22 protein-coding genes are annotated in these 24,063 nt (G+C 71.7%); 13 read left to right on the top strand and 9 right to left on the bottom strand.

Features of this window, described 5'->3' with window-relative positions:
- Window positions 1-53 precede the first annotated feature (53 nt).
- A complete protein-coding gene (locus tag ABZX90_RS19605; RefSeq protein ID WP_355206391.1) occupies window positions 54-1,283 on the top strand; it encodes a phosphodiester glycosidase family protein in 1,230 nt (409 codons plus the stop codon).
- Between the two features lie 12 nt (window positions 1,284-1,295).
- Here ABZX90_RS19605 and ABZX90_RS19600 read toward each other — a convergent pair whose 3' ends face one another.
- The 6 genes from ABZX90_RS19600 to ABZX90_RS19575 form a co-directional block, all read right to left on the bottom strand.
- Window positions 1,296-1,490: a hypothetical protein gene (locus tag ABZX90_RS19600; RefSeq protein WP_261704269.1), complete on the bottom strand. Its 195-nt coding sequence runs from the start codon at window positions 1,488-1,490 to the stop codon at window positions 1,296-1,298.
- 104 nt (window positions 1,491-1,594) lie between these two features.
- Entirely contained in the window at window positions 1,595-2,458 is an 864-nt protein-coding gene (locus tag ABZX90_RS19595) for a phosphatidylinositol-specific phospholipase C/glycerophosphodiester phosphodiesterase family protein (RefSeq protein WP_351127047.1), read from the bottom strand.
- 207 nt (window positions 2,459-2,665) lie between these two features.
- Window positions 2,666-3,772 (bottom strand): acyl-CoA dehydrogenase family protein, encoded by a 1,107-nt coding sequence (locus tag ABZX90_RS19590; RefSeq protein WP_355206388.1) that lies wholly within the window; start codon window positions 3,770-3,772, stop codon window positions 2,666-2,668.
- Complete coding sequence (locus ABZX90_RS19585; protein WP_351127043.1) at window positions 3,769-4,971, bottom strand: acyl-CoA dehydrogenase family protein; 1,203 nt, start codon at window positions 4,969-4,971, stop codon at window positions 3,769-3,771. Before ABZX90_RS19585 ends, ABZX90_RS19590 begins: the two co-directional genes overlap by 4 nt.
- Window positions 4,968-5,945: an NADPH:quinone oxidoreductase family protein gene (locus tag ABZX90_RS19580; RefSeq protein WP_351127041.1), complete on the bottom strand. Its 978-nt coding sequence runs from the start codon at window positions 5,943-5,945 to the stop codon at window positions 4,968-4,970. Before ABZX90_RS19580 ends, ABZX90_RS19585 begins: the two co-directional genes overlap by 4 nt.
- A 129-nt stretch (window positions 5,946-6,074) precedes the next feature.
- Window positions 6,075-6,719: an XRE family transcriptional regulator gene (locus ABZX90_RS19575; RefSeq protein WP_351127040.1), complete on the bottom strand. Its 645-nt coding sequence runs from the start codon at window positions 6,717-6,719 to the stop codon at window positions 6,075-6,077.
- Window positions 6,720-6,796: 77 nt separating this feature from the next.
- Here ABZX90_RS19575 and ABZX90_RS19570 point away from each other — a divergent pair, with 77 nt between their 5' ends.
- The 5 genes from ABZX90_RS19570 (at window position 6,797) to ABZX90_RS19550 (ending at window position 11,637) form a co-directional block, all read left to right on the top strand.
- The gene (locus ABZX90_RS19570) at window positions 6,797-7,741 is read left to right on the top strand and encodes an NAD(P)/FAD-dependent oxidoreductase (RefSeq protein WP_351127038.1); all 945 of its coding nucleotides are present in this window, start codon (window positions 6,797-6,799) and stop codon (window positions 7,739-7,741) included.
- Between the two features lie 112 nt (window positions 7,742-7,853).
- The gene (locus ABZX90_RS19565) at window positions 7,854-9,392 is read left to right on the top strand and encodes an ATP-dependent DNA ligase (protein WP_355206383.1); all 1,539 of its coding nucleotides are present in this window, start codon (window positions 7,854-7,856) and stop codon (window positions 9,390-9,392) included.
- The gene (locus tag ABZX90_RS19560) at window positions 9,389-9,874 is read left to right on the top strand and encodes an NUDIX domain-containing protein (protein ID WP_351127034.1); all 486 of its coding nucleotides are present in this window, start codon (window positions 9,389-9,391) and stop codon (window positions 9,872-9,874) included. Before ABZX90_RS19565 ends, ABZX90_RS19560 begins: the two co-directional genes overlap by 4 nt.
- Window positions 9,875-9,980: 106 nt before the next feature.
- Window positions 9,981-11,372, top strand: a complete 1,392-nt coding sequence (locus ABZX90_RS19555; protein WP_355206380.1) for an NADP-dependent succinic semialdehyde dehydrogenase — start codon at window positions 9,981-9,983, stop codon at window positions 11,370-11,372.
- Window positions 11,373-11,397: 25 nt separating this feature from the next.
- Entirely contained in the window at window positions 11,398-11,637 is a 240-nt protein-coding gene (locus ABZX90_RS19550) for a DUF6213 family protein (protein WP_326789160.1), read from the top strand.
- 185 nt (window positions 11,638-11,822) lie between these two features.
- On the opposite strand, the gene ABZX90_RS19545 is transcribed toward ABZX90_RS19550, so the two are convergent.
- A complete protein-coding gene (locus ABZX90_RS19545; protein ID WP_351127029.1) occupies window positions 11,823-12,518 on the bottom strand; it encodes a transcriptional regulator in 696 nt (231 codons plus the stop codon).
- Between the two features lie 295 nt (window positions 12,519-12,813).
- Window positions 12,814-14,043 (bottom strand): acyl-CoA dehydrogenase family protein, encoded by a 1,230-nt coding sequence (locus ABZX90_RS19540; RefSeq protein WP_351127027.1) that lies wholly within the window; start codon window positions 14,041-14,043, stop codon window positions 12,814-12,816.
- 169 nt (window positions 14,044-14,212) lie between these two features.
- Between ABZX90_RS19540 and ABZX90_RS19535 the strand changes: the two genes are divergently transcribed.
- Entirely contained in the window at window positions 14,213-14,857 is a 645-nt protein-coding gene (locus tag ABZX90_RS19535) for a TetR family transcriptional regulator (RefSeq protein ID WP_326789157.1), read from the top strand.
- A 143-nt stretch (window positions 14,858-15,000) separates the two neighbouring features.
- Here ABZX90_RS19535 and def read toward each other — a convergent pair whose 3' ends face one another.
- The gene (def, locus tag ABZX90_RS19530) at window positions 15,001-15,540 is read right to left on the bottom strand and encodes a peptide deformylase (protein WP_351127025.1); all 540 of its coding nucleotides are present in this window, start codon (window positions 15,538-15,540) and stop codon (window positions 15,001-15,003) included.
- Window positions 15,541-15,695: 155 nt separating this feature from the next.
- Between def and ABZX90_RS19525 the strand changes: the two genes are divergently transcribed.
- From ABZX90_RS19525 to ABZX90_RS19500, 6 genes are all read left to right on the top strand, one after another.
- Window positions 15,696-16,934 carry a MurT ligase domain-containing protein gene (locus ABZX90_RS19525; protein ID WP_351127023.1) on the top strand — a complete coding sequence of 413 codons (1,239 nt, stop codon included), beginning with the start codon at window positions 15,696-15,698 and terminating at the stop codon, window positions 16,932-16,934.
- 19 nt (window positions 16,935-16,953) lie between these two features.
- Window positions 16,954-17,682: a glutamine amidotransferase gene (locus ABZX90_RS19520; RefSeq protein ID WP_266756009.1), complete on the top strand. Its 729-nt coding sequence runs from the start codon at window positions 16,954-16,956 to the stop codon at window positions 17,680-17,682.
- A 272-nt stretch (window positions 17,683-17,954) separates the two neighbouring features.
- Window positions 17,955-18,980 (top strand): 6-phosphofructokinase, encoded by a 1,026-nt coding sequence (locus tag ABZX90_RS19515; RefSeq protein ID WP_351127021.1) that lies wholly within the window; start codon window positions 17,955-17,957, stop codon window positions 18,978-18,980.
- Between the two features lie 137 nt (window positions 18,981-19,117).
- Window positions 19,118-20,071 (top strand): cytochrome c oxidase assembly protein, encoded by a 954-nt coding sequence (locus tag ABZX90_RS19510; RefSeq protein ID WP_355206372.1) that lies wholly within the window; start codon window positions 19,118-19,120, stop codon window positions 20,069-20,071.
- 245 nt (window positions 20,072-20,316) lie between these two features.
- Complete coding sequence (locus tag ABZX90_RS19505; protein WP_355206369.1) at window positions 20,317-21,816, top strand: PASTA domain-containing protein; 1,500 nt, start codon at window positions 20,317-20,319, stop codon at window positions 21,814-21,816.
- Window positions 21,816-23,969, top strand: coding sequence for a serine/threonine-protein kinase (locus ABZX90_RS19500; RefSeq protein ID WP_355206366.1), 2,154 nt, complete (start codon window positions 21,816-21,818; stop codon window positions 23,967-23,969). Before ABZX90_RS19505 ends, ABZX90_RS19500 begins: the two co-directional genes overlap by 1 nt.
- Window positions 23,970-24,063 lie beyond the last annotated feature (94 nt).

Below are 24,063 nucleotides of genomic sequence, written 5' to 3'. Positions count from 1 at the left end.
CTGGTGCAATTTCCCTGAGTCCTGGGAAAGTTGACGAGACATCAGGGGGCATTGTGACGCGTCGCGGCGGACGTTTCAGATCAGCACTGACGGTCTTCACGGCATGCGGAGCGCTGGCCGGTGTCGCCCTGATCGGGGCGGCACCGGCCAGCGGCGCGGAGGGCGCGGAGGACATCGCGCCCGGCGTCGAGTACACGCAGGTGGACATCCCGGCCGCCAAGGGGGTGGCGCACGCACACGTACTGAGCGTCGATCTGCGCAATCCCCATGTGCGAGTCGACCTCTTGTACCCCGGAGTCGTGGCGTCCCGGGCGCCCGTCTCCCAGCTGGCAGACTCCCGGGGCGCGGTCGCCGGAGTGAACGGCGACTTCTTCAACATCACGGAAACCCAGCATCCTGGCGTCGAGGCGACCGGCGCGACCGTGGGTCCGGCGATCGCGAGCGGCCGCGGGCTCAAGGCGGCGGTCCCCGACGGCCAGCGTTTCGGACCGGCGCTGCCGCCCGGCACGACCACCGAGGACGTGTTCGGTGTGGGCGTCGATCGCCGGGCCCGGCTGGACAGCGTGGCCCTCGACGGCTCGGTCCGCAGTTCCGACGGCACCTGGCCGCTCGGCGGGTTCAACCAGTACGCGCTCCCGGTCGGCTCCGTCGGCGCGTTCACCGCGGACTGGGGCAGCGTCTCGCGGGTGCGCGCGACCTGCGGCACGGACACCGACCGGGCCGCGCCGTGCAGCACCGACACCTACGAGGTGACGGTCCGCCGCGGGCGGGTCGTGTCCGCCGCCGACACTCCGGGCAGCGGAGCCATCGCACCGGGCACCACCGTGCTGGTCGGCCGCGAGACGGGCGCCCAGCGGCTGCGGAAGCTGTCCGTGGGCGAATGGGTCGGGGTGCGGCACCGACTGGTGGCGGAGTCCTCCCGGGTGCCGTACCGCTTCGCCGTCGGGGGCTACCCGATGATGACCGACGGCGTGCCGCTGCCGGGTCTGGACGACAGGACCTCCGCCGTACGGACCGCGGTGGGCTTCTCCGACCACGGGCGCCGGATGCAGCTCCTCGCCCTGGACGGCGCCCCGGAGTTCCGTAGCGGACTCACCATCGCCGAAGTGACGGCGGCGATGCGGCAGTTGGGCTCGCAGGACGCCTTCAGCCTGGACGGCGGCGGATCCACCACGATGGTCGCCCGGCAGGCGGGGGCGGACACCGTGAGTGTCCTCAACCACCCGAGCGGCGGCGCCGAGCGTCCCGTCGCGAACGGCATCGGGGTGTTCGCGCGCCCGTGACGCGGCGGCACGTCATGGCGTCAGGCTGCCCACGATGTCCGCCGTCGCGGTGAGACCGCTGTGGATGGTGGGCGCCATGCTCGTGCTGGCCAGCAGGAACCCGAGCAGCGCGCAGACCAGCGCGTGGGAGATCTTCAGCCCTCCGTTGCGGAGGAAAATCACCGCCAGCACCAGGAGCAGCAGCACCACAGAGATGGAAATGGCCATCGTCAACCTCCTCCGCCACGTCCACTTCGCGGCGTTCGGCCGTAAGTGTGGCGTAGCGGAGGCTTCGTCCGGGCGGCTGACGTGTCCTCCGAACGAGTGGTCTTCTACCGCCGGTCGTGGGCGTCCAGGAACTCTTCGAGACCGCCCAGGTCATCGGTGTTGAGGTAGTCGACGTCCGCGGCGAGCAGTTCGCGCCAGAGCGCCTCGCGTGTCGGACCCGCCAGATCGGGTGTGGCCCAGAAGCGGACCTGCTGCCGGCGCGCGTGCGCGGTCGCCATGATGCCCCGCAGTTTCTCGCGCTCGGCGCCCGGGAACGGGCCCTCTCCCAGCCAGCTGAAGTTGAGGGTCCAGTTGTCGCTGATCAGCGGGATGAAGGAGGCGGGGGCGGCGCTGCCGAGGTCGGCGAGCCGGCCGTCGTAGAAGGCGCGCCGTACGGTCTGCGCCTCCATGGGTGCCCGTGCGGCGCGGTCCCCGGAGATCACGGCCGTGACCGGGCCGGGGTGCACCTTGCCGTGCGCGTAGGTCGTGAACAGGTGCCGGTAGCGGCGCAGATGGCGGTCGAGTTCGAGGTACGTGGAGGAGCCCTCGGTCTTGATGTCGATGAGGAGTTGCAGCGGCCTGTGGTGACCCCGGTACACCGAACCGTGGTTGGCCCTGACCCGGGCGGCCAGCGGTTCGAGGTAGAGGGATTCGAGGGTGCGGGTGGGATCGAGGTCCACCGGGTCGTGGGCGACGAGGAGTTGGTCGCCGACGAGGTAGATGTCGGCCTCGACGCTGCCGAAGCGGTGGTCGAGCGCGTCGAAGAGGGGGCGCGGGTGCTCGTAGTCGTTGTGCGCGTGGGCGCGCCACAGGGGGCGCGTCCGGGGCTTCGCGTCGCCTGCCAGGGCCCGCGACGCGGGCAGGGCGATCGAGCCCGCGAGAGCGGCGCCGAGGGTGGTGAGGGCTCTGCGACGGGTGGTAAGGGCCATGCTCTGCCTCCCTTGAGGTGTGCCGTACGGGACCTCAGGGAGTATGCGGTTCGGCAGAGCCCAAGAAACCCTGCCCTGAAGGGAGTTGGCCGGACCGACGCTGCGCGTTCACTTCACCGCGTCCGGGCCCGGTCCGGCGTTGCCCCGCAGGTCGCGGGCGCACGGAAAAGCCCGCCCCGGTCGGGGCGGGCTTTTCTCGGGACCGTGTCAGGGCGCCTGGAGATCGACCAGTTCGGCCAGGGCCGCGCGATGCGCGCCCGCCGTGCCGTACGCGATCGAGTCGGCCTTGGCGCGCTTCAGACAGAGGTGCACCGGGTGCTCCCACGTCATGCCGATGCCGCCGTGCAGTTGGAGCGCCTCCTCGGCGGCGTGCACGGCGACGGGTGCCGCGTACGCCTGGGCGACGGCGACCGCCACGTCGCTGTCCGGGCTGCCGGTGGCCAGCGCGTCGGCGGCGTTCCGCGCGGCGGCGCGCGTGTTGACGACCTCCAGCCACACCTGGGCCAGCCGGTGCTTGAGCGCCTGGAATCCGCCGACCGGCCGGTTGAACTGCTTGCGCTCCTTGAGGTAGCGGACCGTCTCCGTCAGCGACCAGTCGGCCAGCCCGAGCTGCTCGGAGGCCAGCAGTCCGGCACCGGCCCGCAGGGCACGCCGTACGGCCGCGGGCGCGTCCGGGGTGAGCGGCCGTGCGGGCGCTCCGTCGAAGGTGATCCGGGCGAGTGGACGGGTCTGGTCGAGACAGACCTGCGGGACGACGGTGACGGCGTCCGTGTCGACGGCGTAGAGCCCGCCGTCCTCGGCCGGAACGAGCAGTACGTCGGCGGCCGCCGCGTCCGCGATGCCCGTCAACTCGCCGTGCAGGGAGCCGTTCTCCAGCCGTACGGCCTGGTAGGCGGCGCCCGGTCCGACGTTCAGCGGGACGGCGAGGGCACCCACCGTACGGCCGGAGGCGAGCGCGGCGAGCAGTTCGGCCGCGACCGGTCCCTCGCAGGCCAGCAGCGCCTCGGTCGCGACCACGGCGCTCGTCAGATAGGGCACGGGCGCGACCGCGCGGCCCAACTCCTCCAGGACCACGGCGGCTTCGCGGTGCGTGGCACCCTGGCCGCCCTCCTCCTCGGGCACCAGGAGGCCCGCGAGGCCCATGCCGTCCGAGAGGGCCTTCCACAGCTCGGGGTCGTGCGGAGTGCCGGACTCGCTGCGGGTGATGACGTCCGCCGCGGCGCAGCGGTCGGCGAGGAGGTCGCGGACGGCGGCGCGCAGCGCCTCTTCCTCCTCCGTGTAGAGCAGATCGGGCTCGGTGCTCACCTGGCTCATCGGGCGAGGTCCTTCCATGCGACGTCCTTGTCGGTGCGCGGCTCGGACGGCAGGCCGAGGACGCGTTCGGCGACGATGTTGAGCAGGACCTCGCTGGTCCCGCCCTCGATGCTGTTGCCCTTGGAGCGCAGGTAGCGGTAGCCGGCGTCCCGGCCGGTGAAGTCGACCATTTCCGGTCGGCGCATCGTCCAGTCGTCGTACAACAGGCCTTCCTCGCCGAGGAGTTCGACCTCCAGTCCGCTGATCTCCTGGTTCAGCCGGGCGAAGCCGAGCTTCATGCCGGAGCCCTCGTGGCCCGGCTGGCCCGCCACGAGCTGCTGGCGCAGCCGCTCGCCGGAGAGCCGGGCGACCTCCGCCTCGACCCACAGCCTCAGCAGCCGCTGGTGGGTGTCGTGGGTGCGCAGTTCGGGCCGTTCGCGCCAGGTCTTGGAGACGGGGCCGATCATGCCGCCCTCACGCGGGATGCGCATGCCTCCGATGGACACGCGCTCGTTCATCAGCGTGGTCTGGGCGACCCGCCAGCCGTCGCCGACCTCGCCGAGGCGGTGCTCGTCGGGGATGCGGACGTCGGTGAGGAAGACCTCGTTGAACTCGGCCTCGCCGGTGATCTGGCGCAGCGGCCGTACCTCGACACCCGGGTCGGTCATGTCGCAGATGAAGTACGTGATGCCGCGGTGCTTGGGCACGTTGGGGTCGGTGCGGGCGATGAGGATGGCCCAGCGGGCGACGTGGGCGCTGGAGGTCCACACCTTCTGTCCGTTGATCACCCACTCTCCCCCGCTCCCGGCCTCGTCACCGTCGGCGCGGACGGCGCGGGTGCCGAGTGCGGCGAGGTCCGAGCCCGCTCCGGGCTCGCTGAAGAGCTGGCACCACACCTCCTCGCCGACCCACAGGGGCCGCAGGAAGCGCCGTTTCTGCTCCTCCGTACCGAAGCCGAGGATGGTCGGGGCGGCCATGCCGAGGCCGATGCCGATCCGCCGCGGGTCGTTGTCGGGCGCGCCCGCGGCCGCCAGCTCGGCGTCCACGACGGCCTGGAGGCTGCGCGGGGCGCCGAGGCCGCCGAGGCCCTCGGGGTAGTGCACCCAGGCCAGTCCGGCGTCGAAGCGTGCCTTCAGGAAGTCCACGCGATCGGTTTCCAGGGGAGGGTGCGCGGCCAGCAACTCCTGGGTGCGGCGGCGCAGTTCGGCTGCGTCGGTCATGCGGCGGCTCCGTTCTCGAGTGCGGGCACCACGGCGATCCGGCCGGTGGTGAGTCCGTCGGCGACCCGCTGCACGGCGGCGGCGGCCCCGCTCAGCGGCACCCGCTCGCTCACCAGCGGCTTGATCGCGCCCCGTGCGGCCAGCTCGGTGAGCTGCTCGTGGCAGTGCAGGACCAGCTTCGGGTTCTTGGTGTTGTACAGGCCCCAGTGCAGGCCGAGGATCGCGTAGTTCTTGACGAGGGCGTGGTTCAGCGCGGGGCTCGGGATCGAGCCGCTCGCGAAGCCGACGACCACGATCCGGCCCTCGAAGGCGACGACCTTCGTGGACTGGGTGTAGGCCTCGCCGCCGACGGGGTCGTAGATGACGTCCGCGCCGCGTCCGCCGGTCGCTTCCTTGACGGCGCCGATGACGTTCTCGGTCTTCCGGTCGATGACGACGTCGCAGCCCAGCTCGCGGGCCACGGCGACCTTGTCGGCGCCGCCCACGACACCGATGACGGTCGCGCCGGCCGCCTTTCCGAGCTGCACGGCCGCGCTGCCGACCCCGCCGGCGGCCGCGTGGACGAGCAGGGTCTCGCCGGCCTCCAGACGGGCCCGGCGGTGCAGGCCGAACCAGCCGGTCTGGTAGCCGATGTGCAGGGCGGCGGCCTCGGCGTCGTCGAGGGCGTCGGGCGCCGGCAGCAGCGCGGCGGCGTCCGCGACGGCGTACTCGGCGAATCCGCCGTGCGGCAGCGCGGGATTGGCGATCACCCGGCGTCCGTCCTCGGTCTCGCCGCAGATCTCCACCCCGGGCGTGAACGGCAGCGGCGGCCTGACCTGGTAGTGGCCGCGGCACATCAGCGCGTCCGGGAAGTTGATGTTCGCGGCGCGCACCTTGAGCAGGACCTGGCCGTCACCGGGTGTCGGCCGATCCACCTCCTGGAGGCGCATCGCCTCTGCGGGCTCGCCGTTCTGGTGCACTTGCCATGCCTGCATGCGGGGCCTCCAGGGGACTGCGTCGTCTGACCGGGGTCGATCGCATACTAAGCGGTCGCTTGCCCACCTGGGAACAGTCTGCGGCGTCGTCTTCGCCACGCCCGGTGCGAGCCGCCCCGCGGCCGGTGCTCACAGCTCCTTGCCCCGCACCTTGGGCCGCGCCCGTACGTGCATCCGCTCCCCCTGCGGCCCGAACAGGCTCAGGAACTCCACGGGCCCCTCCCCCGTCGACCCGAACCAGTGCGGGACCCGGGTGTCGAACTCCGCCGCCTCCCCCGCCCCCAGCACGACGTCGTGCTCGCCGAGCACCAGCCGCAGCCGCCCGGACAGCACGTACAGCCACTCGTAGCCCTCGTGCGTCCGCGGATCGGGTGCCATCGTCCGCTGGGGTTCGAGCACCTTGTAGGCCTGGAGTCCGCCGGGCTGACGGGTCAGCGGCCAGTGCGTCCGGCCGCCCCGCACGATCGGCTCGGCGCGCACCCGGGGGTCGCCCACCGGCGGGGCTCCGACCAGTTCGTCCAACGGGACCTGATGGGCCCGCGCGATGGGCAGCAGCAGCTCCAGGCTGGGTTTGCGCAGCCCCGACTCCAGCCGCGACAGCGTGCTCACCGAGATGCCGGTCGCCTCGGACAGTCCGGCCAGGGTCGCGCCGCGCTCCTTCCTGATCCGCCGCAGCCGCGGACCCACCTCGGCGAGAACCTCGTCCGTCCCCGCGTCGCCGGTCGCTCTCTGCCCGACTCCGTCACTCACGCCCGCACGGGCCGCGTCGCTCATCCCCTCATTGCAGAATCGGCAAAGCCATTTGTCAAACCGGCCGGGTCGGGGCGACCGTCTCCGTGGAGGTGGTCACCATGACCGAGACATACGAAGTGGTCGTCGTCGGCGGCGGCACGGCGGGGCTCTCCGCGGCGCTGGTCCTCGGCCGGGCGCGGCGCCGCACGCTCGTCGTCGACGCGGGCGAGCCGCGCAACGCGCCCGCCGCGCACCTGCAGGGCTATCTGACCCGGGACGGGATGCCGCCCGCCGAGTTCCTCGCCGCCGGCCGCCGTGAGGTCGAGGGATACGGGGTGGAGATCGTCCGGGACCGGGTGGTGGACGTGGTCCGGGACGGCACCGGGGAGTTCGACGTCATCGTCGGGGACGGGAGGACCGTCCACGCGCGCCGTCTGATCGTCACCACGGGCCTGGTCGACGAGATGCCCTCGGTGCCGGGCGTCGCCGAGCGCTTCGGGCGCGATGTGCTGCACTGCCCGTACTGCCACGGCTGGGAGGTCCGCGACGAGGCCTTCGGCGTGCTGGCCGGTACGCCGATGAGCGTGCACCAGGCGCTGATGGTGGGCCAGTGGTCGAAGGACGTCACGCTGTTCCTGCACACGGTCGGCGAGGACGAGCTCACCGACGAGGACCTGCGCCGGCTCGCCGCCGCCGGGGTCGCCGTGGTGCCGGGCGAGGTCGCCGAGCTGGTGGTCGACGGCGACCGGCTCACCGGAGTGCGTCTCACGGACGGGAGCACGCACGACCGCTCCGTGCTGTTCGTGGCGCCGCGCCCCGTGCCGCGGACCGGTCTGCTCGACGGGCTGGGCGCGGAGCTGCGGGAGACGCCGTTCGGTACGTACCCGGTGGTCGACCCGACGGGGCTGACGAGCGTGCCCGGCGTCTGGGCGGCGGGCAACGCCGTCGGTTTCGCGGAGCAGGTCGTGAACGCGGCGAGCGGCGGATACCGCGCGGCGGCCACCCTCAACGGCGAACTCCTCTTCACCGACCTGGACGCGGCAGTCGCACGGGGGCGGGGCTAAGGGCTGTCCCGTCCCCGGTGGCCCCGGGGCGCCTACGACCGCGCGCCGGCTCCCGTACGGGTGTGGCTCCCGTTCGGGTGTGAACCCGGCGTGCGCGTTGCACCATGGCTGCATGCTGCTGAGCCGGCTCGCCCATGTGTCCCAGGAGGTCGCCGCCACTTCCGCGCGGTCCCGGAAGACCGCTCTGCTCGCGGAGCTGTTCCGGGACGCCGGGGCGGACGACGTGCCGATCGTGATCCCGTATCTGGCGGGGCGGCTGCCGCAGGGCCGGCTCGGCATCGGCTGGAAGGTGCTGAGCAAGCGAGTCGCGCCCGCCGCCGAACCCACCCTGACCGTGCGCGAGGTGGACGCCCGACTCACCGCGCTCGGCCAGGTCTCCGGCACCGGCTCGCAGGCCGAACGCGCGCGTCTGGTGGGCGAGTTGATGGACGCGGCCACCGAGGACGAGCAGCGTTTCCTGTTCGGACTGCTCACCGGTGAGGTGCGCCAGGGCGCTCTGGACGCGGTCGCCGTCGAGGGACTCGCCGAGGCGACCGGCGCGCCCGCGGGGGACGTACGGCGAGCGGTGATGCTCGCCGGTTCGCTGCAGGCGGTGGCGCGGGCTCTGCTCGCGGACGGCCCGGGGGCCCTGGACGGCTTCCGGCTCACCGTCGGCCGTCCGGTGCTTCCGATGCTGGCGCACACCGCGGCCTCCGTGTCCGAGGCGGTCGGCAAGCTCGGCGCCTGCGCGGTCGAGGAGAAGCTCGACGGCATCCGGGTACAGCTGCACCGCGACGGCGAGGACGTCCGCGTCTACACCCGCACCCTCGACGACATCACCGACCGGCTGCCCGAACTGACCGCCGCCGCACTGGAGTTGCGGGGCGAGCGGTTCATCCTGGACGGCGAGGTGATCGCGATGGACGCACAGGGGCGGCCGCGTTCCTTCCAGGAGACGGCCGGGCGGGTGGGTTCCCGCGTGGACGTGGCGACGGCCGCGGAGACCGTGCCGGTCTCCCCCGTCTTCTTCGACGCCCTCTCCGTCGACGGGCGGGAGCTGCTGGACCTGCCGTTCACCGAGCGGCACGCGGAGCTGGCGCGGCTGGTGCCCGAACCGATGCGGGTCCGCCGGACGCTGGTGTCGGGGCCCGACGATGCCGCCGAGGCCGAGAAGTTCCTCGCCGACACCCTGGCCCGGGGTCACGAGGGCGTCGTGGTGAAGGCCCTCGACGCCCCGTACAGCGCGGGCCGGCGCGGTGCGTCCTGGCTCAAGGTCAAACCCGTACACACGCTGGATCTGGTGGTCCTGGCGGCCGAATGGGGTCACGGGCGGCGTACGGGCAAACTCTCCAACCTGCATCTGGGCGCCCGCACCGGCGACGGCTCCTTCGCCATGCTCGGCAAGACGTTCAAGGGCATGACCGACGCGATGCTCACCTGGCAGACCGAGCGGCTCCGGGAGCTGGCCGTCGAGGACGACGGCCACGTGGTGACCGTACGGCCCGAACTCGTCGTCGAGATCGCGTACGACGGTCTGCAGCGGTCCACCCGCTACCCGGCCGGCGTCACCCTCCGCTTCGCCCGGGTCGTGCGCTATCGCGAGGACAAACCACCGGCCGAGGCCGACACGGTCGACACCCTGCTCGCCGCACACCCGGAGGTGACCCGATGAGCGGAGATCAGCCCGGCAAGCACGGCAGGAGGAGTGCGGGACTGCTGTTGTTCCGGCACACCGACAGCGGCATGGAGGTATTGCTCGGCCATATGGGCGGTCCCTTCTTCGCCCGGCGGGACGCCGGGGCCTGGAGCGTTCCGAAGGGCGAGTACGAGCCCGACGAGACGGCCTGGGACGCGGCCCGCCGCGAGTTCCGGGAGGAGCTCGGGCTGCCGCCGCCGGACGGGGAGGCGCTCGCGCTCGGCGAGGTCACCCAGAAGAACGGCAAGGTCGTCACGGTCTGGGCGATCGAGGCGGACCTCGATCCGGCGACCGTGGACCCCGGCACCTTCACGATGGAGTGGCCGCCGAAGTCGGGACAGCGGCAGGAGTTCCCCGAGCTGGACCGGGTGGAGTGGATGACCCCGGACCGGGCCCGGACTCTGATCGTGAAGGCGCAGGCCGAGTTTCTCGACCGGCTGGCGGAGCACTCGCACTGAGAGCCGGCGTTCGGCCAGGTGCGCCGCCTCACCCCGGGCCCTCCGCGTTGCGCAGCGCCGCACCGCGCGGGAGGGTCGAGGAACAGCCCGCTTTCAGGAGGTCGGCATGCCCATCGCGACGGTGAACCCGGCGAACGGCGAGACACTCAAGACGTACGACGCGCTCGGCGCCGAGGAGATCGAGCGCAGGCTCGCGGCCGCCGAGGCCGCGTTCCGCACCCATCGCTCCACGTCCTTCGCCGAACGCGCGCGGCTGATGCACCGGGCCGCCGATCTTCTGGAGGCGGACCAGCAGGACATCGGCCGGGTGATGACCACCGAGATGGGCAAGCCCGTCAAGCAGGCCCGCGCGGAGGCCGCCAAGTGCGCGAAGGCGATGCACTGGTACGCCGACCACGCCGAGGAACTGCTCGCCGACGAGGAGCCCGCCGCCTCCGACGTCAAGGACTCCGGCGCCTCCCGGGTGCTCGTGCGCTACCGGCCGATCGGCCCCGTGCTCGCCGTGATGCCCTGGAACTTCCCGCTCTGGCAGGTGGTCCGGTTCGCCGCGCCCGCGCTGATGGCGGGCAACGTGGGCTTGCTCAAGCACGCGTCGAACGTGCCGCAGACCGCCCTGTACCTGGAGGACCTGTTCCGCCGGGCGGGCTTCCCCGAGGGCTGCTTCCAGACGCTGCTGATCGGCTCGGGAGCGGTCGAGGGCGTCCTGCGCGACCCCCGAGTCAAGGCGGCCACCCTCACCGGCAGTGAACCGGCCGGGCGGGCGGTCGCCTCGGTCGCCGGGGACGAGGTGAAGAAAACGGTGCTGGAGCTGGGCGGCAGCGACCCGTACGTCGTGATGCCGTCCGCCGACGTCGACCGCGCCGCGCGGATCGCCGTGACGGCACGTGTGCAGAACAACGGCCAGTCGTGCATCGCGGCGAAGCGGTTCATCGTGCACACGGACGTGTTCGACGCCTTCACCGAACGCTTCACAGCCGGCATGAAGGCGCTGAAGATCGGCGATCCGCTGGAGGAGGACACCGACATCGGCCCGCTCTCCACCGAACAGGGCCGCACCGACCTGGAGGAACTCGTCGACGACGCGGTGGAGAACGGCGCGACGGTGCTCTGCGGCGGCGAACGCCCCGACGGCTTCGGGAACGGCTGGTACTACGCGCCGACGGTGCTCGCCGACATCACCCCCGCGATGCGCATCCACCTGGAGGAGACCTTCGGGCCCGTCGCCACGCTGTACCGGGCGGCCGACCTGGAGGAGGCGGTGGCCATGGCCAACGACACCCCGTTCGGGCTGAGCTCGAACGTCTGGACGCGCGACGAGGCCGAGGTGGAGCGGTTCGTCCGTGATCTGGACGCGGGCGGGGTGTTCATCAACGGGATGACGGCCTCGCACCCGGCGTTCCCCTTCGGAGGGGAGAAGCGGTCGGGCTACGGGCGGGAACTGTCGGGGCACGGAATCCGCGAGTTCTGCAACATCACCACCGTATGGCACGGAGCGTGAGCGTTCCGCAGTTACGATCCCCCCTGTGAACCGCGAAGTGACCCTCCCTCTGATCGTCGACGACCGCGGCACGTTGCAGGTGGCGGCCGCCGACGTCAGCAAGCTGCTGCGTACGGTGGGCGGCCGGTGGCTGCATCTGGTGGAAGCCGGTCAGGACGGTCTCGACGAGGACACGGTGGCCGCGCTCACGATCGAACTCGCCAAGCTGGCCGACCGGATCGACGTCGCCTGCATCGCGCACAGCAGCGGGCCGACCGGTCGCTGAGCGACGACACCGCGCCGGACGCCGGCCCGTACCGCACGACGGACGGGCCGGACGACGGACGGGCCGGACGACGAGCGGATCGCTGAGCGGGCGGCGAGCGGATCGCTGAGCGGGCGGCGGGCGCCTCCGGGTCCCGGGTCAGGTGCCCCACGGGCCCCGGGCCGGGCGACCCGCCGGGCCCGGCCTCAGGCGACCCGCTGGTCCAGTTCCCACAGGGCGTGCCAGAACTTCGTCTCATAGGCCTGGAGCAGCCGCCCGTGGCGGTGGACGTCGTCCTGCGAGACCCGTCCGGCGTCGAGCCCGGCCTGCACGGCCGCCAGCGCCCTGCTCTCCAGTTCGGGCGCCGGCCCGGCGAAGAAGTCGAAGAAACCGCAGGCCTCGTCGTCGAAGCCGTACTGGCGGCGCAGTGCCTCGGCGATGGTGGCGCAATAGCCGCCCCACTCCGCGATGTTGGCGCTGAGCGCGAGGACCACGTCGGTGGGCTCTCCGTTCAGGGCGAGCCAGGCGACGTACGCGGGATAGGCCTGGCAGTCGGCGAGCGGTTCGTACACGGACGCCTGTGCCTCGTCGGCTCCCACGGCGGCGGCGAACGCGGCGAGCCGGTCCCCGGCCAGTGCCTCGCCCTCCGCCAGCATCGCGAAGAAGGCGGCGCTCGCCGGGTCCGCGGCGGACGTTCCGGTGCCGGCCGCCGACCGTTCGGCCAGATGCAGGAACGCGCGGTGGTCCGCGGCGATCACATGACGCTGTTCGAGGGCCAGGGCCGCGAGGGTGGTGCGCTGGGCGGCGCCCCGGGCGATCAGGGGCAGCAGCCGATTCGCATGGGGGTCCGGGGCGAGTTTCCCGGTCGTGCTCTCCAGCAGTTCCCTGGCCGTCCGCGTCATCGCGCGCTCCTTCGGTCCGGCTGACTCCGAGGCCCTCCGACCAGGGTGCCATGCCCGGCCCCGGCGCCCCTGTCCGAGCGGGTGCGAGCCGTCCGAGCGGTGCGAGCCGTCCGACGCGATGTTCCAGGCCCTCGGGTGACCGTCGTACTCGAAGGCGAGCCGGACGTGCTCGTGCTCGCCTTCGAACCGCGCGCGGACTCCACGCGGCGCTCGGGACACCGGTGGCCCGCAGTGCCCCCGTCAGGGGCGCGGGGAACCTCGCGAGGGGCCGCGAGGCCCCGGCCGTGCGGAAGCCTCAGCGGATCGGCATTCCTGACAGGGTCCGGGCGATCACCAGCCGCTGGATCTCGCTGGTGCCTTCGAAGATCGTGTAGATGGCCGCGTCCCGGTGCATCCGCTCCACCGGGTACTCCCGCGTGTAGCCGTTGCCACCCAGGATCTGGATCGCCTGACCGGTGACCTTCTTCGCCGTCTCGCTGGCGAACAGCTTCGACATCGAACCCTCGGCGGACGTGAACGGCTTGCCGTTGACCGCCATCCATGACGCCCGCCACACCAGCAGCCGCGCCGCGTCGATCGAGGTGGCCATGTCGACGAGCTGGAAGGCGACACCCTGGTTGTCGATGATCGGGCGGCCGAACTGCTCACGCGTCTTCGCGTAGTCGAGGGCGACCTCGTACGCCGCCCGTGCGGTGCCCACCGCCATGGCGCCGACGGCCGGACGGGACGCCTCGAAGGTGGCCATCGCGGCGTTCTTCACCCGCTCGCCGCCACCCGCCCTGACGCGCTCACGGGCGCGGGCGAGGCGCTCGTCGAGCTTCTCCTTGCCGCCGAGCAGGCAGGAGCCGGGGATGCGGACGTTCTCCAGGACGACCTCGGCGGTGTGCGAGGCGCGGATGCCGTGCTTCTTGAACTTCTGGCCCTGCGACAGGCCGGGCGTGTTCGGCGGCACGATGAAGGAGGCGTGGCCCTTGGAGCCGAGGTCGGCGTCGACGACCGCGACGACGACGTGGACATTGGCGATACCGCCGTTGGTCGCCCAGGTCTTCGTGCCGTTCAGGACCCATTCGTCCTTGGCCTCGTCGTAGACGGCACGCGTGCGCATGGACGCGACGTCGGAGCCGGCGTCGGGCTCGGAGGAGCAGAAGGCAGCGACCTTGACATCGTTGGCATCGCCGTACATCTGGGGGATCCAGGTGCCGATCTGCTCGTCGGTGCCGTTGGCGAGGACGCCCACGGCGGCGAGGCCGGTGCCGACGATGGAGAGGGCGATGCCCGCGTCGCCCCAGAACAGCTCCTCCATGGCCATCGGTATACCGAGGCCGGTGGGGTCGAAGTACTGCTGAGCGTAGAAGTCCAGGGAGTAGATGCCGACCTTCGCGGCTTCCTGGATGACCGGCCAGGGAGTCTCTTCGCGCTCGTCCCATTCGGCGGCCGCGGGGCGGATGACGTCGGCGGCGAAGCCGTGCAGCCAGTCCCGGACCTCCTTCTGTTCGTCGTTGAGCTCCATGGTGAACTCGGCCATATCCCCTCCAGGGCTGCACTAAACTGTTACTTGCGGTAACTGGAGTCTGTTACTGGCTAGTAGAGAAAGTCAACTCCCGAGCTCCGCTCGGCAGCCCGTTCGATACCCATACGGCGATCAGTGTTAGTTTGCGCAGGCGTCACCGAATCACCACGGGTGGGGAGAGCACATGGACACCACACAGCGGACCGATCAGCAGAGGTCCGCCGACCGCCGCCGGCGCGAACTGCTGGAGGCCGCCGACAGAGTGGTGCTCCGCGACGGCCCCGGGGCCTCCATGAACGCCATCGCCGCCGAGGCCGGCATCACGAAGCCGATTCTCTACCGTCACTTCGGCGACAAGGGCGGCCTCTACGCCGCACTGGCCAAGCGGCACACCGACGCACTCCTCGAAGCGCTGCGGGCGGCACTGGACGCTCCGGCCGAGCGGCGTGAGCGCGTCGAGGCGACGCTCGATACGTACTTGGCCGCCATCGAGGCGCGACCGCAGGTCTACCGGTTCCTGATGCATCCGGCGGAGGGCGGCCAGCCGGGCGACGCCGGCTTCGACGTGGGCAAGTACTCCGCGCCGGTGCTGCGCCGTATGGGCGAGGAACTGGCCGAGGTCATCGAGGAGCGGGTGGATCTCGGACCGGGCAGCCAGCAGCTCGCGCGGGTTTGGGGCCACGGGATCGTCGGCATGATGCACGCCGCCGGGGACTGGTGGCTCGGCGAACGGCCGTGCACGCGCGCCGAGTTGGTGCGAAGCCTGGCCGACCTGCTGTGGGGCCGCCTCGCGGCGGCGGGCGACCGCGTCGGCGGACCGGGCTTCTGATCAGGCTTCCGGCCCTTCGCGTGACCGCGGTTTCCTACCCCGCTTTGTCACCTGAGTTTCTGATCAAGGATCACGTGGACGACCCGTCAGGGGCGCGGGTCGCGACGCCGCCGGCCGGACACGGCCCGCGGCGCACGACTCGCTCAGCCACTCCAGGAAGCCCGCGCCACCTGCCGCAGAAGCCGTCGCCTGCGCCACCCGGCGAGCCGGTCCACGTACACCCCGCCTTCGAGGTGATCGCACTCGTGCTGGAGGCACCGGGCGAACCAGCCGGTCCCGTGCACGGTCACCGGCTCACCGGTCACCGTGCGCCCTTCGACGACCGCGTGGTCGTACCGCTCGGTGCCGGCCTCCAGACCGGGCAGCGAGAGACAGCCTTCCGGTCCGCGCAGGACCACACCGTCCACCTCGACGAGACGCGGATTCACCACATGTCCGACATGACGGACATCGTCGTCGTCCGGGCAGTCGTACACGAAGACCCTGAGCCCGACGCCGACCTGGTTGGCGGCGAGGCCGACGCCCTCGGCCGCGTACATGGTCGCGAACATGTCCTCGACGAGCTCCGCGAGTTGGGGGCCGAAGTCGGTGACGTCCTCGCAGGCCGTGCGCAGGACGGGGTCGCCGAGCAGGGTGAGGGGCCGGACGCGCCCGTGGGTGCCCGGGATGGAACCGTGTCGCATGGCGGCAAGGGTACGGTCCTGGGAGGCGCGCGCATGTCGCGCGGGCACCGAGGTGGTGCCGCGATTCGGGCACGTGAGTGGATCTCGATAGGCTGAGGCCTCACACGGTGCCGGGGGCAGAGGCGCGGCGCGTACGCAAGGAGGATCGAGAATCGATGTCAGGCAACTCGGACCCGCTGTCGCCGCGGGCCAAGCTGGCCGTGACGGCGGGCAAGGCGGCGGCTGCCGTCTCGCGAGCCGCCGGACGCGGCAGCGGATCGGTGATCGGCGGCCGGGTGGCGCTCAAGCTCGACCCCGACCTGCTGGCGAGGCTGGCCACACACCTGGACGTGATCCTGGTGTCGGCGACCAACGGCAAGACCACGACCACCCGGCTGATCGCGGAAGCGCTCGGCGCCGCGGGCCCGGTCGTGTCCAACGCGCTCGGCGCCAACATGCCCGCGGGCATCACCTCGGCGCTCGCCGGGGGTTCGGACGCCAAGTTCGCGGTCATCGAGGTCGACGAGAAGTACCTCTCCGGTGTGGCACGTGACACCGACCCGAAGTGCATCGCGCTGCTGAACCTCTCGCGCGACCAGCTCGACCGGGCCGCCGAGACTCGGATGATGGCCGAGCACTGGCGTGAGGGGCTGGCCGGTTCCAAGGCCGTCGTGGTCGCCAACGCGGACGACCCGCTGGTGGTCTGGGCCGCGTCCTCCTCGCCGAACGTCATGTGGGTGGCGGCCGGTCAGATGTGGAAGGACGACGCCTGGTCCTGCCCGTCCTGCGGCGGTGTGATGCAGCGCCCCGGCGACGACTGGTTCTGCGGCGACTGCGGCTTCCGCCGTCCGACGCCGACCTGGGCCCTTTCCGGGGACCACGTCCTCGACCCGCACGGTTCCGCCTGGCCGATCCACCTCCAGCTGCCGGGCCGCGCCAACAAGGCCAACGCCGCCTCGTCGGCCGCCGTGGCCGCCGTCTTCGGGGTGCCGCCGCAGGTCGCCCTGGAGCGCATGTACAAGGTGCAGGCGGTGGCCGGACGCTACGACGTGGTGCAGTTCATGCAGCGCGACCTGCGTCTGCTGCTCGCCAAGAACCCCGCGGGCTGGCTGGAGACCTTCTCCCTGATCGACCCGCCGCCGACCCCGGTCATCCTGTCGGTGAACGCGCGCGGCGCCGACGGCACCGACACCTCCTGGCTGTGGGACGTCGACTACACCCGCCTGACCGGGCACCCGATCTTCGTTCTCGGCGACCGCAAGCTGGACCTCGCCGTGCGCCTCGAAGTCGCCAACCAGCAGTTCCAGGTCTGCGAGAACCTCGACCAGGCCGTGCAGCTGGCGCCGCCCGGACGCATCGAGGTCATCGCGAACTACACCGCATTCCAGGACTTGAGGCGTCGTGTCGGCAACTGAGCCACGGAGGACGAAGAGAATGAGTGACAACAGCCTGCGTCTGGTGTGGATCTATCCGGACCTGCTGAGCACCTACGGCGACCAGGGCAACGCCCTCGTCGTGGAGCGCCGGGCCCGTCAGCGCGGTCTCGACGTGGCCCGCGTGGACGTGCGCAGCGACCAGCCGATCCCCACCTCCGGCGACATCTACCTCATCGGGGGCGGCGAGGACCGGCCGCAGCGGCTCGCCGCGGAGCGGCTGCGCCGCGACGGCGGTCTGCACCGCGCGGTCGGCAACGGCGCGATCGTCTTCTCCGTCTGCGCCGGCTACCAGATCCTCGGGCACGAGTTCATCAACGACCTCGGCCAGCGCGAGCCGGGCCTCGGCCTGCTCGACGTGGTCTCCACGCGTGGCGAGGGCGAGCGGTGCGTCGGCGACGTCCTCGCGGACATCGACCCGCGGCTCGGCCTGCCCCAGCTGACCGGGTTCGAGAACCACCAGGGCGTCACCCATCTCGGGCCCACCGCCCGCCCGTTCGCGAACGTGCGGCTCGGCAAGGGCAACGGCACGGGCGACGGCACCGAGGGCGCGTACAACGACACCGTGTTCGGTACGTACATGCACGGGCCCGTACTCGCCCGCAATCCGCAGATCGCGGACCTGCTGCTGAAGCTGGCCCTCGACGTGAACGCGCTGCCGCCGATCGACGACCGCTGGTACGAGGCGCTGCGCACCGAGCGCATCGCGTCCGCCCAGCAGCCCGCGTAGGTCCGGCCCGCTCGGCGGGCCAGAGGAACCGTTTCTCAAGGAGGAACGGTTCCTCTTCGCGTTTCCCGGGAAGGACCGTTTCCGCCGGGAGGAAGGGTTCCGCACGGCCCTCTCCGGAGCCCGTCTGAAACCGCATCCGCACAGGTGAGCGGGTGCGTCCAGCAGGCGGACGCACGGTACGGCCCGGCCCCCTCCCGCCGGTAGGGTGGCGGGGATCCTCGCCGGACAACGTGGTCCGGTCCCCGGCCCACGTTGAGAAGGTATTTCGGGCTATGCGCATTGGTGTCCTCACGTCCGGCGGCGACTGCCCCGGCCTGAACGCCGTCATCCGGTCGGTCGTACACCGTGCCGTCGTCGACCACGGCGACGAGGTCATCGGCTTCCGGGACGGCTGGAAGGGTCTCCTGGAGTGCGACTACCTCAAGCTCGACCTCGACGCGGTGAGCGGAATCCTGGCTCGCGGCGGCACCATGCTCGGCTCCTCCCGGGTCCAGCCCGCGCATCTGCGTGACGGCGTGGAGCGGGCGAAGGGCCACGTGGCGGACCTCGGGCTCGACGCGATCATCCCGATCGGCGGCGAGGGCACGCTCAAGGCGGCCCGTCTGCTGTCGGACGGCGGCCTGCCGATCGTCGGCGTGCCGAAGACCATCGACAACGACATCGCGGTCACGGACGTCACCTTCGGCTTCGACACCGCCGTCGGTGTCGCGACCGAGGCCCTCGACCGGCTGAAGACCACCGCCGAGTCCCACCAGCGTGTGCTGATCGTGGAGGTCATGGGCCGCCACACCGGCTGGATCGCGCTGCACTCCGGCATGGCCGCGGGCGCCCACGCCATCGTCGTACCGGAGCGGCCCTTCGACATCGAGGAGCTGGCCGCGAAGGTCGGCGAGCGGTTCGAGGCCGGCAAGCGGTTCGCCATCGTCGTCGCCGCCGAGGGCGCGAAGCCCCGCACGGGCTCGATGGAGTACGACGAGGGCGGCAAGGACATCTACGGCCACGAGCGCTTCGCGGGCATCGCCCGGCAGCTCTCCATCGAGCTGGAAGAGCGGCTCGGCAAGGAGGCCCGGCCGGTCATCCTCGGGCACGTGCAGCGCGGCGGTACACCGACGGCGTACGACCGTGTGCTCGCGACCCGCTTCGGGTGGCACGCCGTGGAGGCCGTGCACCGGGGCGAGTTCGGGAAGATGACCGCGCTGCGCGGGACCGACATCGTGATGGTGTCGCTCGCGGAGGCGGTCGAGACCCTGAAGACGGTTCCGGACGAGCGGTACGCCGAGGCGGAGTGCGTGCTCTGAGACGTACGGAGCTGGAACCGCCCCCGGTCGCAGCGGCGGCCGGGGGCGGTTCTACTCTGGTGCGGACAGACAGCGCACAACCTCCCCCAGTGCCTTAAAAGGGCCTGGGAGGTATCCCCAGAAACAGGAGCCGGCGGATGGATCACAGCGGGCACGGCATGACCATGGATCTGCCGCCGTTCACGCTGGGGCGGGGGCTCGTGTGGTCCCCGGACCCGTTCTTCCTCATCGCCTGCCTGCTCGGCCTCGGGCTGTACGGCTGGGGTGTCGTGCGGCTCGCACGGCGCGGCGACGCGTGGTCGTGGGGCCGGACGGCCTCGTTCTTCATCGGCGTGCTGACCGTACTGCTCGTCACCTGCACCCGGCTGAACGACTACGGCATGGTCATGTTCAGCGTCCACATGGTGCAGCACATGGTCATCAGCATGCTGTCGCCGATCCTGATCCTGCTCGGGGCACCGATCACGCTGGCGCTGCGCGCGCTGCCGGTCGCGGCGAAGCGGGGCGACAAGGGGCCGCGCGAACTGCTGCTGATGTTCCTGCACAGCCGGTACATGCGCGTCGTCACGCACCCGGCGTTCACCATCCCGATGTTCATCGCGAGCCTGTACGCGCTGTACTTCTCCCCCATCTTCGACTTCCTGATGGGCTCCACGACGGGCCATGTCGTGATGATGTGCCACTTCCTCGCCGTCGGACTGGTCTTCTTCTGGCCGATCATGGGCGTGGACCCGGGCCCGCACCGCCCCGGCTATCTGATGCGGATGCTGGAGCTGTTCGCGGGCATGCCGTTCCACGCGTTCTTCGGCATCGCGCTGATGATGGCCTCGCAGCCGATGGTCGAGTCGTACAAGAATCCGTCGGCCTCCCTCGGCATCGACGCGCTCGCCGACCAGACCGCCGCGGGCGGCATCGCCTGGGCGTTCAGTGAGATCCCCTCCGTCCTCGTCCTGCTCGCGCTGCTCTTCCAGTGGTACGGCTCCGAGCAGCGGCAGGCCAAGCGCCAGGACCGGGCCGCGGACCGCGACGGCGACAAGGAACTCGAGGCCTACAACGCCTATCTGGCCTCACTCAACGCACGCGGTCGCTGAATTAACCGCGTCATTCGCGCTTGCGTGAAAGGCATTTCCATTCAGTAGCATGGACGCGAAGCTCCGCGCCCGGTCTTCGGTTCGCGGGGTCCAGGGGGAAACCGCGAGGGGGAGCGGTCATGACATTTCGCGCGTCCATGCGAAGGGCCGGATTATCGGCAGCCCGCAGGATGGCTTTACTGCTGGTTTCCGTCCTGGTAATCAGCGGGTGCAGCAAATCCGATCAATTGTTCGCCATACGTGCCGTGGCCGCGGGGGTTTCCCAGGCCAATCCCTTCTTCAAGGAGGACGGCACCCTCGGGCGGGACACCACCGACACACCGCAGGCCCGGCCGATCGGCGGAGTGCAGGCCAGCAACAGCCCCGGGCTGTACGGCGGCACTCCCGGCGGGACACCCGGCGGACACGACGGTGCCGGTGGGCAGGGCGGGAACCACGCCACGCCCGGACCGCACGAGTCCGGTGAACCCACCCCCGACTTCGGAGGCTCGGCGCAGCCCGGCACCTGTGCCGTCGCGAAGCTCAAGAAATTCCTCACGGCCCCCAAGAACTCCGCCAAGGCGCGGGAATGGGCGCGCATCCTGAATATCCGGCCGGACCAGATCTCCGGATATATCGATCGACTCACACCCGTTGTCCTGCGCCACGACACCCTCGTGACGAATCACGAGTACAAACACGGCAAGGCCGTCCCCTTCGACGCCTTGCTCCAGGCCGGAATCGCCGTTCTGGTCGACCGTCAGGGGCTGCCCGCGGTGAAGTGCTCCTGCGGTAATCCCCTGCGTCCGTCCAAGGTGACCACCCAAAAGACCTCGGTGCGGTTCCAGAACGGCAACAGGAAATGGTCCGGATATCGGCAGGACCGGATCGTCGTCGTCGAACCGCCACCGGGGAAGGCGCGGATCGACCGGCTCCGGCTCGTGGACGTCGAGAACCCCGACCGGGGGATCACGCGCCCGCTCGGCACGGAGGGCGAGGACGACACACCCTTCGACCCGCACGCGGAGACGACCGTTCCGCAGGTCACGGGCCTGACGTTCGCCGAGGCGAGCGGACGGCTGACGGACGTGGGGCTGGCCCTCGCGATCGGCGGCGGCTCGCTGCCCTCGGACGACGCCCGGGTCACCTCCTCCCAGCCCGTCGAGGGCAGTCCCCTGGAGTGGGGCGCGCCGGTCACGCTGTTCGTGTCCGATCCGGGCGCCGGCGAGACATCGAGCGCTCCCCCGGACACCGGCGGGCGGACGCCGAGCCCGGACCGGTCCAGCCCGGGACCTGGTGAATCCAGCGCGGGACCCGGTGAATCCAGCGCGGGCGCCGACAGCGGCGAGACGACGAGGGGCACAACCACTACCGGACCCACCGGTGGGACCAGCACGGGCGAAACGACCACGGGACCCACGGGACCCACGGGACCCACGGGTGAGACCAGCACGGGCGCAACCACCACGGGACCCACCGGTGAGACCACCACCGGCACAACCACCACGGGACCCACCGGCGAAACCAGCACGGGTGCCACCACTACCGGACCCACCGGCGAAACCACCACCGGCACAACCAGCACCGGACCCACCGGCGAAACCAGCACGGGCGCCACCACTACCGGACCCACCGGCGAAACCACCACCGGCACAACCAGCACCGGACCCACCGGCGAAACCAGTGCCGGTGAATCCGGCTCGGCCGCCTCCGGGAGCGTCGGTGACTCCGTCGGCCCGTCCTCCTCCGCGGAGGGGGCGGCCTGATGGCGCCGGGGGCACCGCAGTCGGGGGTGGGCCGGATCATCGCCGGGCGTTATCTCCTCGTGGACCAGGTCGGGTCGGGCGGGATGGGACACGTGTGGCTCGCGCACGACCAGCGGCTCGACTGCGAGGTCGCGCTCAAGGAGATCAGGTTCCGCGACATCCCGGAGAGCGGTGCGGAGTACGAGTCCCGGACGGCGCGGGCCCGCGCCGAGGCCCGGCACGCGGCGGTGCTGCGAGGGCATCCGCACGTCGTGACGGTCCACGACGTCCTGGAGCACGAGGGCCTGCCGTGGATCGTGATGGAGTACGTGGCCGGTGCGGAGGATCTGCGCGACTGGCTCACCCGGCGCGGTCCGCTCGCCCCCGACGCGTGCGCCCGTATCGGCATCGCGGTCCTCGACGCCCTGACCGCCGGGCACGAGCGCGGCATCATGCACCGGGACGTGAAGCCCGCGAACATCCTGCTGGCCCCGGACCGCACGGGGAGCCCGGGCGCCCGCATTCTGCTCACCGACTACGGGATCTCGGTCCAGCCCGACTCCCTGGAGACCCGCTGGACCCAGACGTCCGTACTGGTGGGCACGGCCGGCTATCTGGCCCCGGAGCGGGCGACGGGCGGTCCGCCGACGGCGGCCGCCGACCTGTTCTCACTGGGCTGCACCCTGTACTTCGGGGTGGAGGGCCACGGACCGTTCGACCGGGACACCGATCTCGCGGCGATCACGGCCGTGGTCCTGGAGGAGGCCCCGCCGCCACGACGGGCCGGGGCGCTGCGGCCGGTCGTCGAGGCGCTGCTGGTCAAGGATCCCGCCCTGCGGCTCTCCGCCGAGGACACGGCGGCGGCGCTGGCCCGGATCCTCACACCCCAGCCCCATCCGCCGACCCGTCTCGACCTGGGCTCGCAGCCCCCCTGGGCGGGTCTCGTCACGTCCGACGGTCCTCCGGGCGTGTTCGGACCGGCGGGAGACCGGAGCCGGGCCCTGCCGGGCGCCCATCCGCAGGCGGAGCCCGCCACCGGGTACGGCCCGGCCCAGGACCAGGGCGCGGCGCTACCCGGTGGCCACTCGCCTGCCTCCCCCGCCGCGGGCCCGCGCGCGGCGGGGCCGGCCGGGACCGCAGGAACGGCGGGGGCGGGGGCGGTGGGGGCAGCGGGCCGGGGACCGGGTCCGTACGCGCCGACCGGCCGTGCCGACGGCTCGTACACCCCGCTGCCGCGACAGGAGTTCGACCGTTCGGCGCCGGGTGGACCGCGGCCGGAACACGGGCAGGGCTTCGGACCGCCCTGGCACGGAGCACCGCCCTCCCCGGTCCCCGGGCCGTCGGGGCGGCGACGGCGGAAGCGGCCCCGCGCCCTGCAAGCCGTGGCCGCGGTGCTGCTCGCGCTCGGCCTGATGGCCGGGGTGGTCTGGTACGCGGGGGCGCACCGGGCGGCCCGGCTGCCGTACGGCGCCACGGTCGGGCTCGTCGAACCGCTGCACCGGGGCGACTGCGTCTACGGTGAGCCGTCCCTGTGGAAGACCGCCACCGTGCCACGGCTGCGGCTGGATCCCAGCTGTCACGACGAGAGCCCCGACGCGCAGGTCATGGCGGTGTACAAGGCACCCTCGTTCGAGGCGGCCCGCCGCGACGGCTCGCGCCGGTGCGAGGAGAAGACCGAGGACACCGCCGACAAGCTCGCCTGGAACGTCAGGAGCATGGCCGTCGTGCCCACCCGAGAGGGCTTCGACACCACGGGCGGTACCGTCGCGTGCCTGCTCGCGGGCCGGCACGGCCCGGTGTTCGGGCCGCTCGGGGATCTCCGCCTGTACGGGATGACCTTCACGGACGCGACCCAGATGCAGCGGGGCGACTGTCTGGGCCATGTGAGCGGCGAGGCCCGGGTCAGTACGCACTTCGAGCTGGTCGCCTGCGACAAGAAGCCGGTCGGAGAGGTCGTCGAGATCACTCACCTCACCGTCTACCGGCCCGGGACGGACCCGTTGGAACAGGCGAACGACCAGTGCGCGGTCGACGCGCCACCGGACCTGTACGACTTCGACTCCGCCACCCACTGGAGTCATGGGGTGCGCAGTACGGGTGTGTGGGCCGAGCCGTACTACCTGGTGGTCTGCTTCATCGAGAAGGGGCGACGCCCGCCGCGGGGAGCGCGGTAGTCCGCGCGGCCCTGGCGAACCGCCTCCCTCCGGGTGAAAATGGCCCCAAAGGCCACGGCCCGCGTCGCGGACCCGCCTGGAGGAGGGTGCTGGG

It is taken from the genome of Streptomyces sp. NPDC002935 (genome assembly GCF_040611295.1).
Taxonomy (GTDB): domain Bacteria; phylum Actinomycetota; class Actinomycetes; order Streptomycetales; family Streptomycetaceae; genus Streptomyces.
The sequence above is the reverse complement of the archived record's forward strand: the minus strand, read 5'-3'. Positions and strand labels throughout refer to the sequence as shown.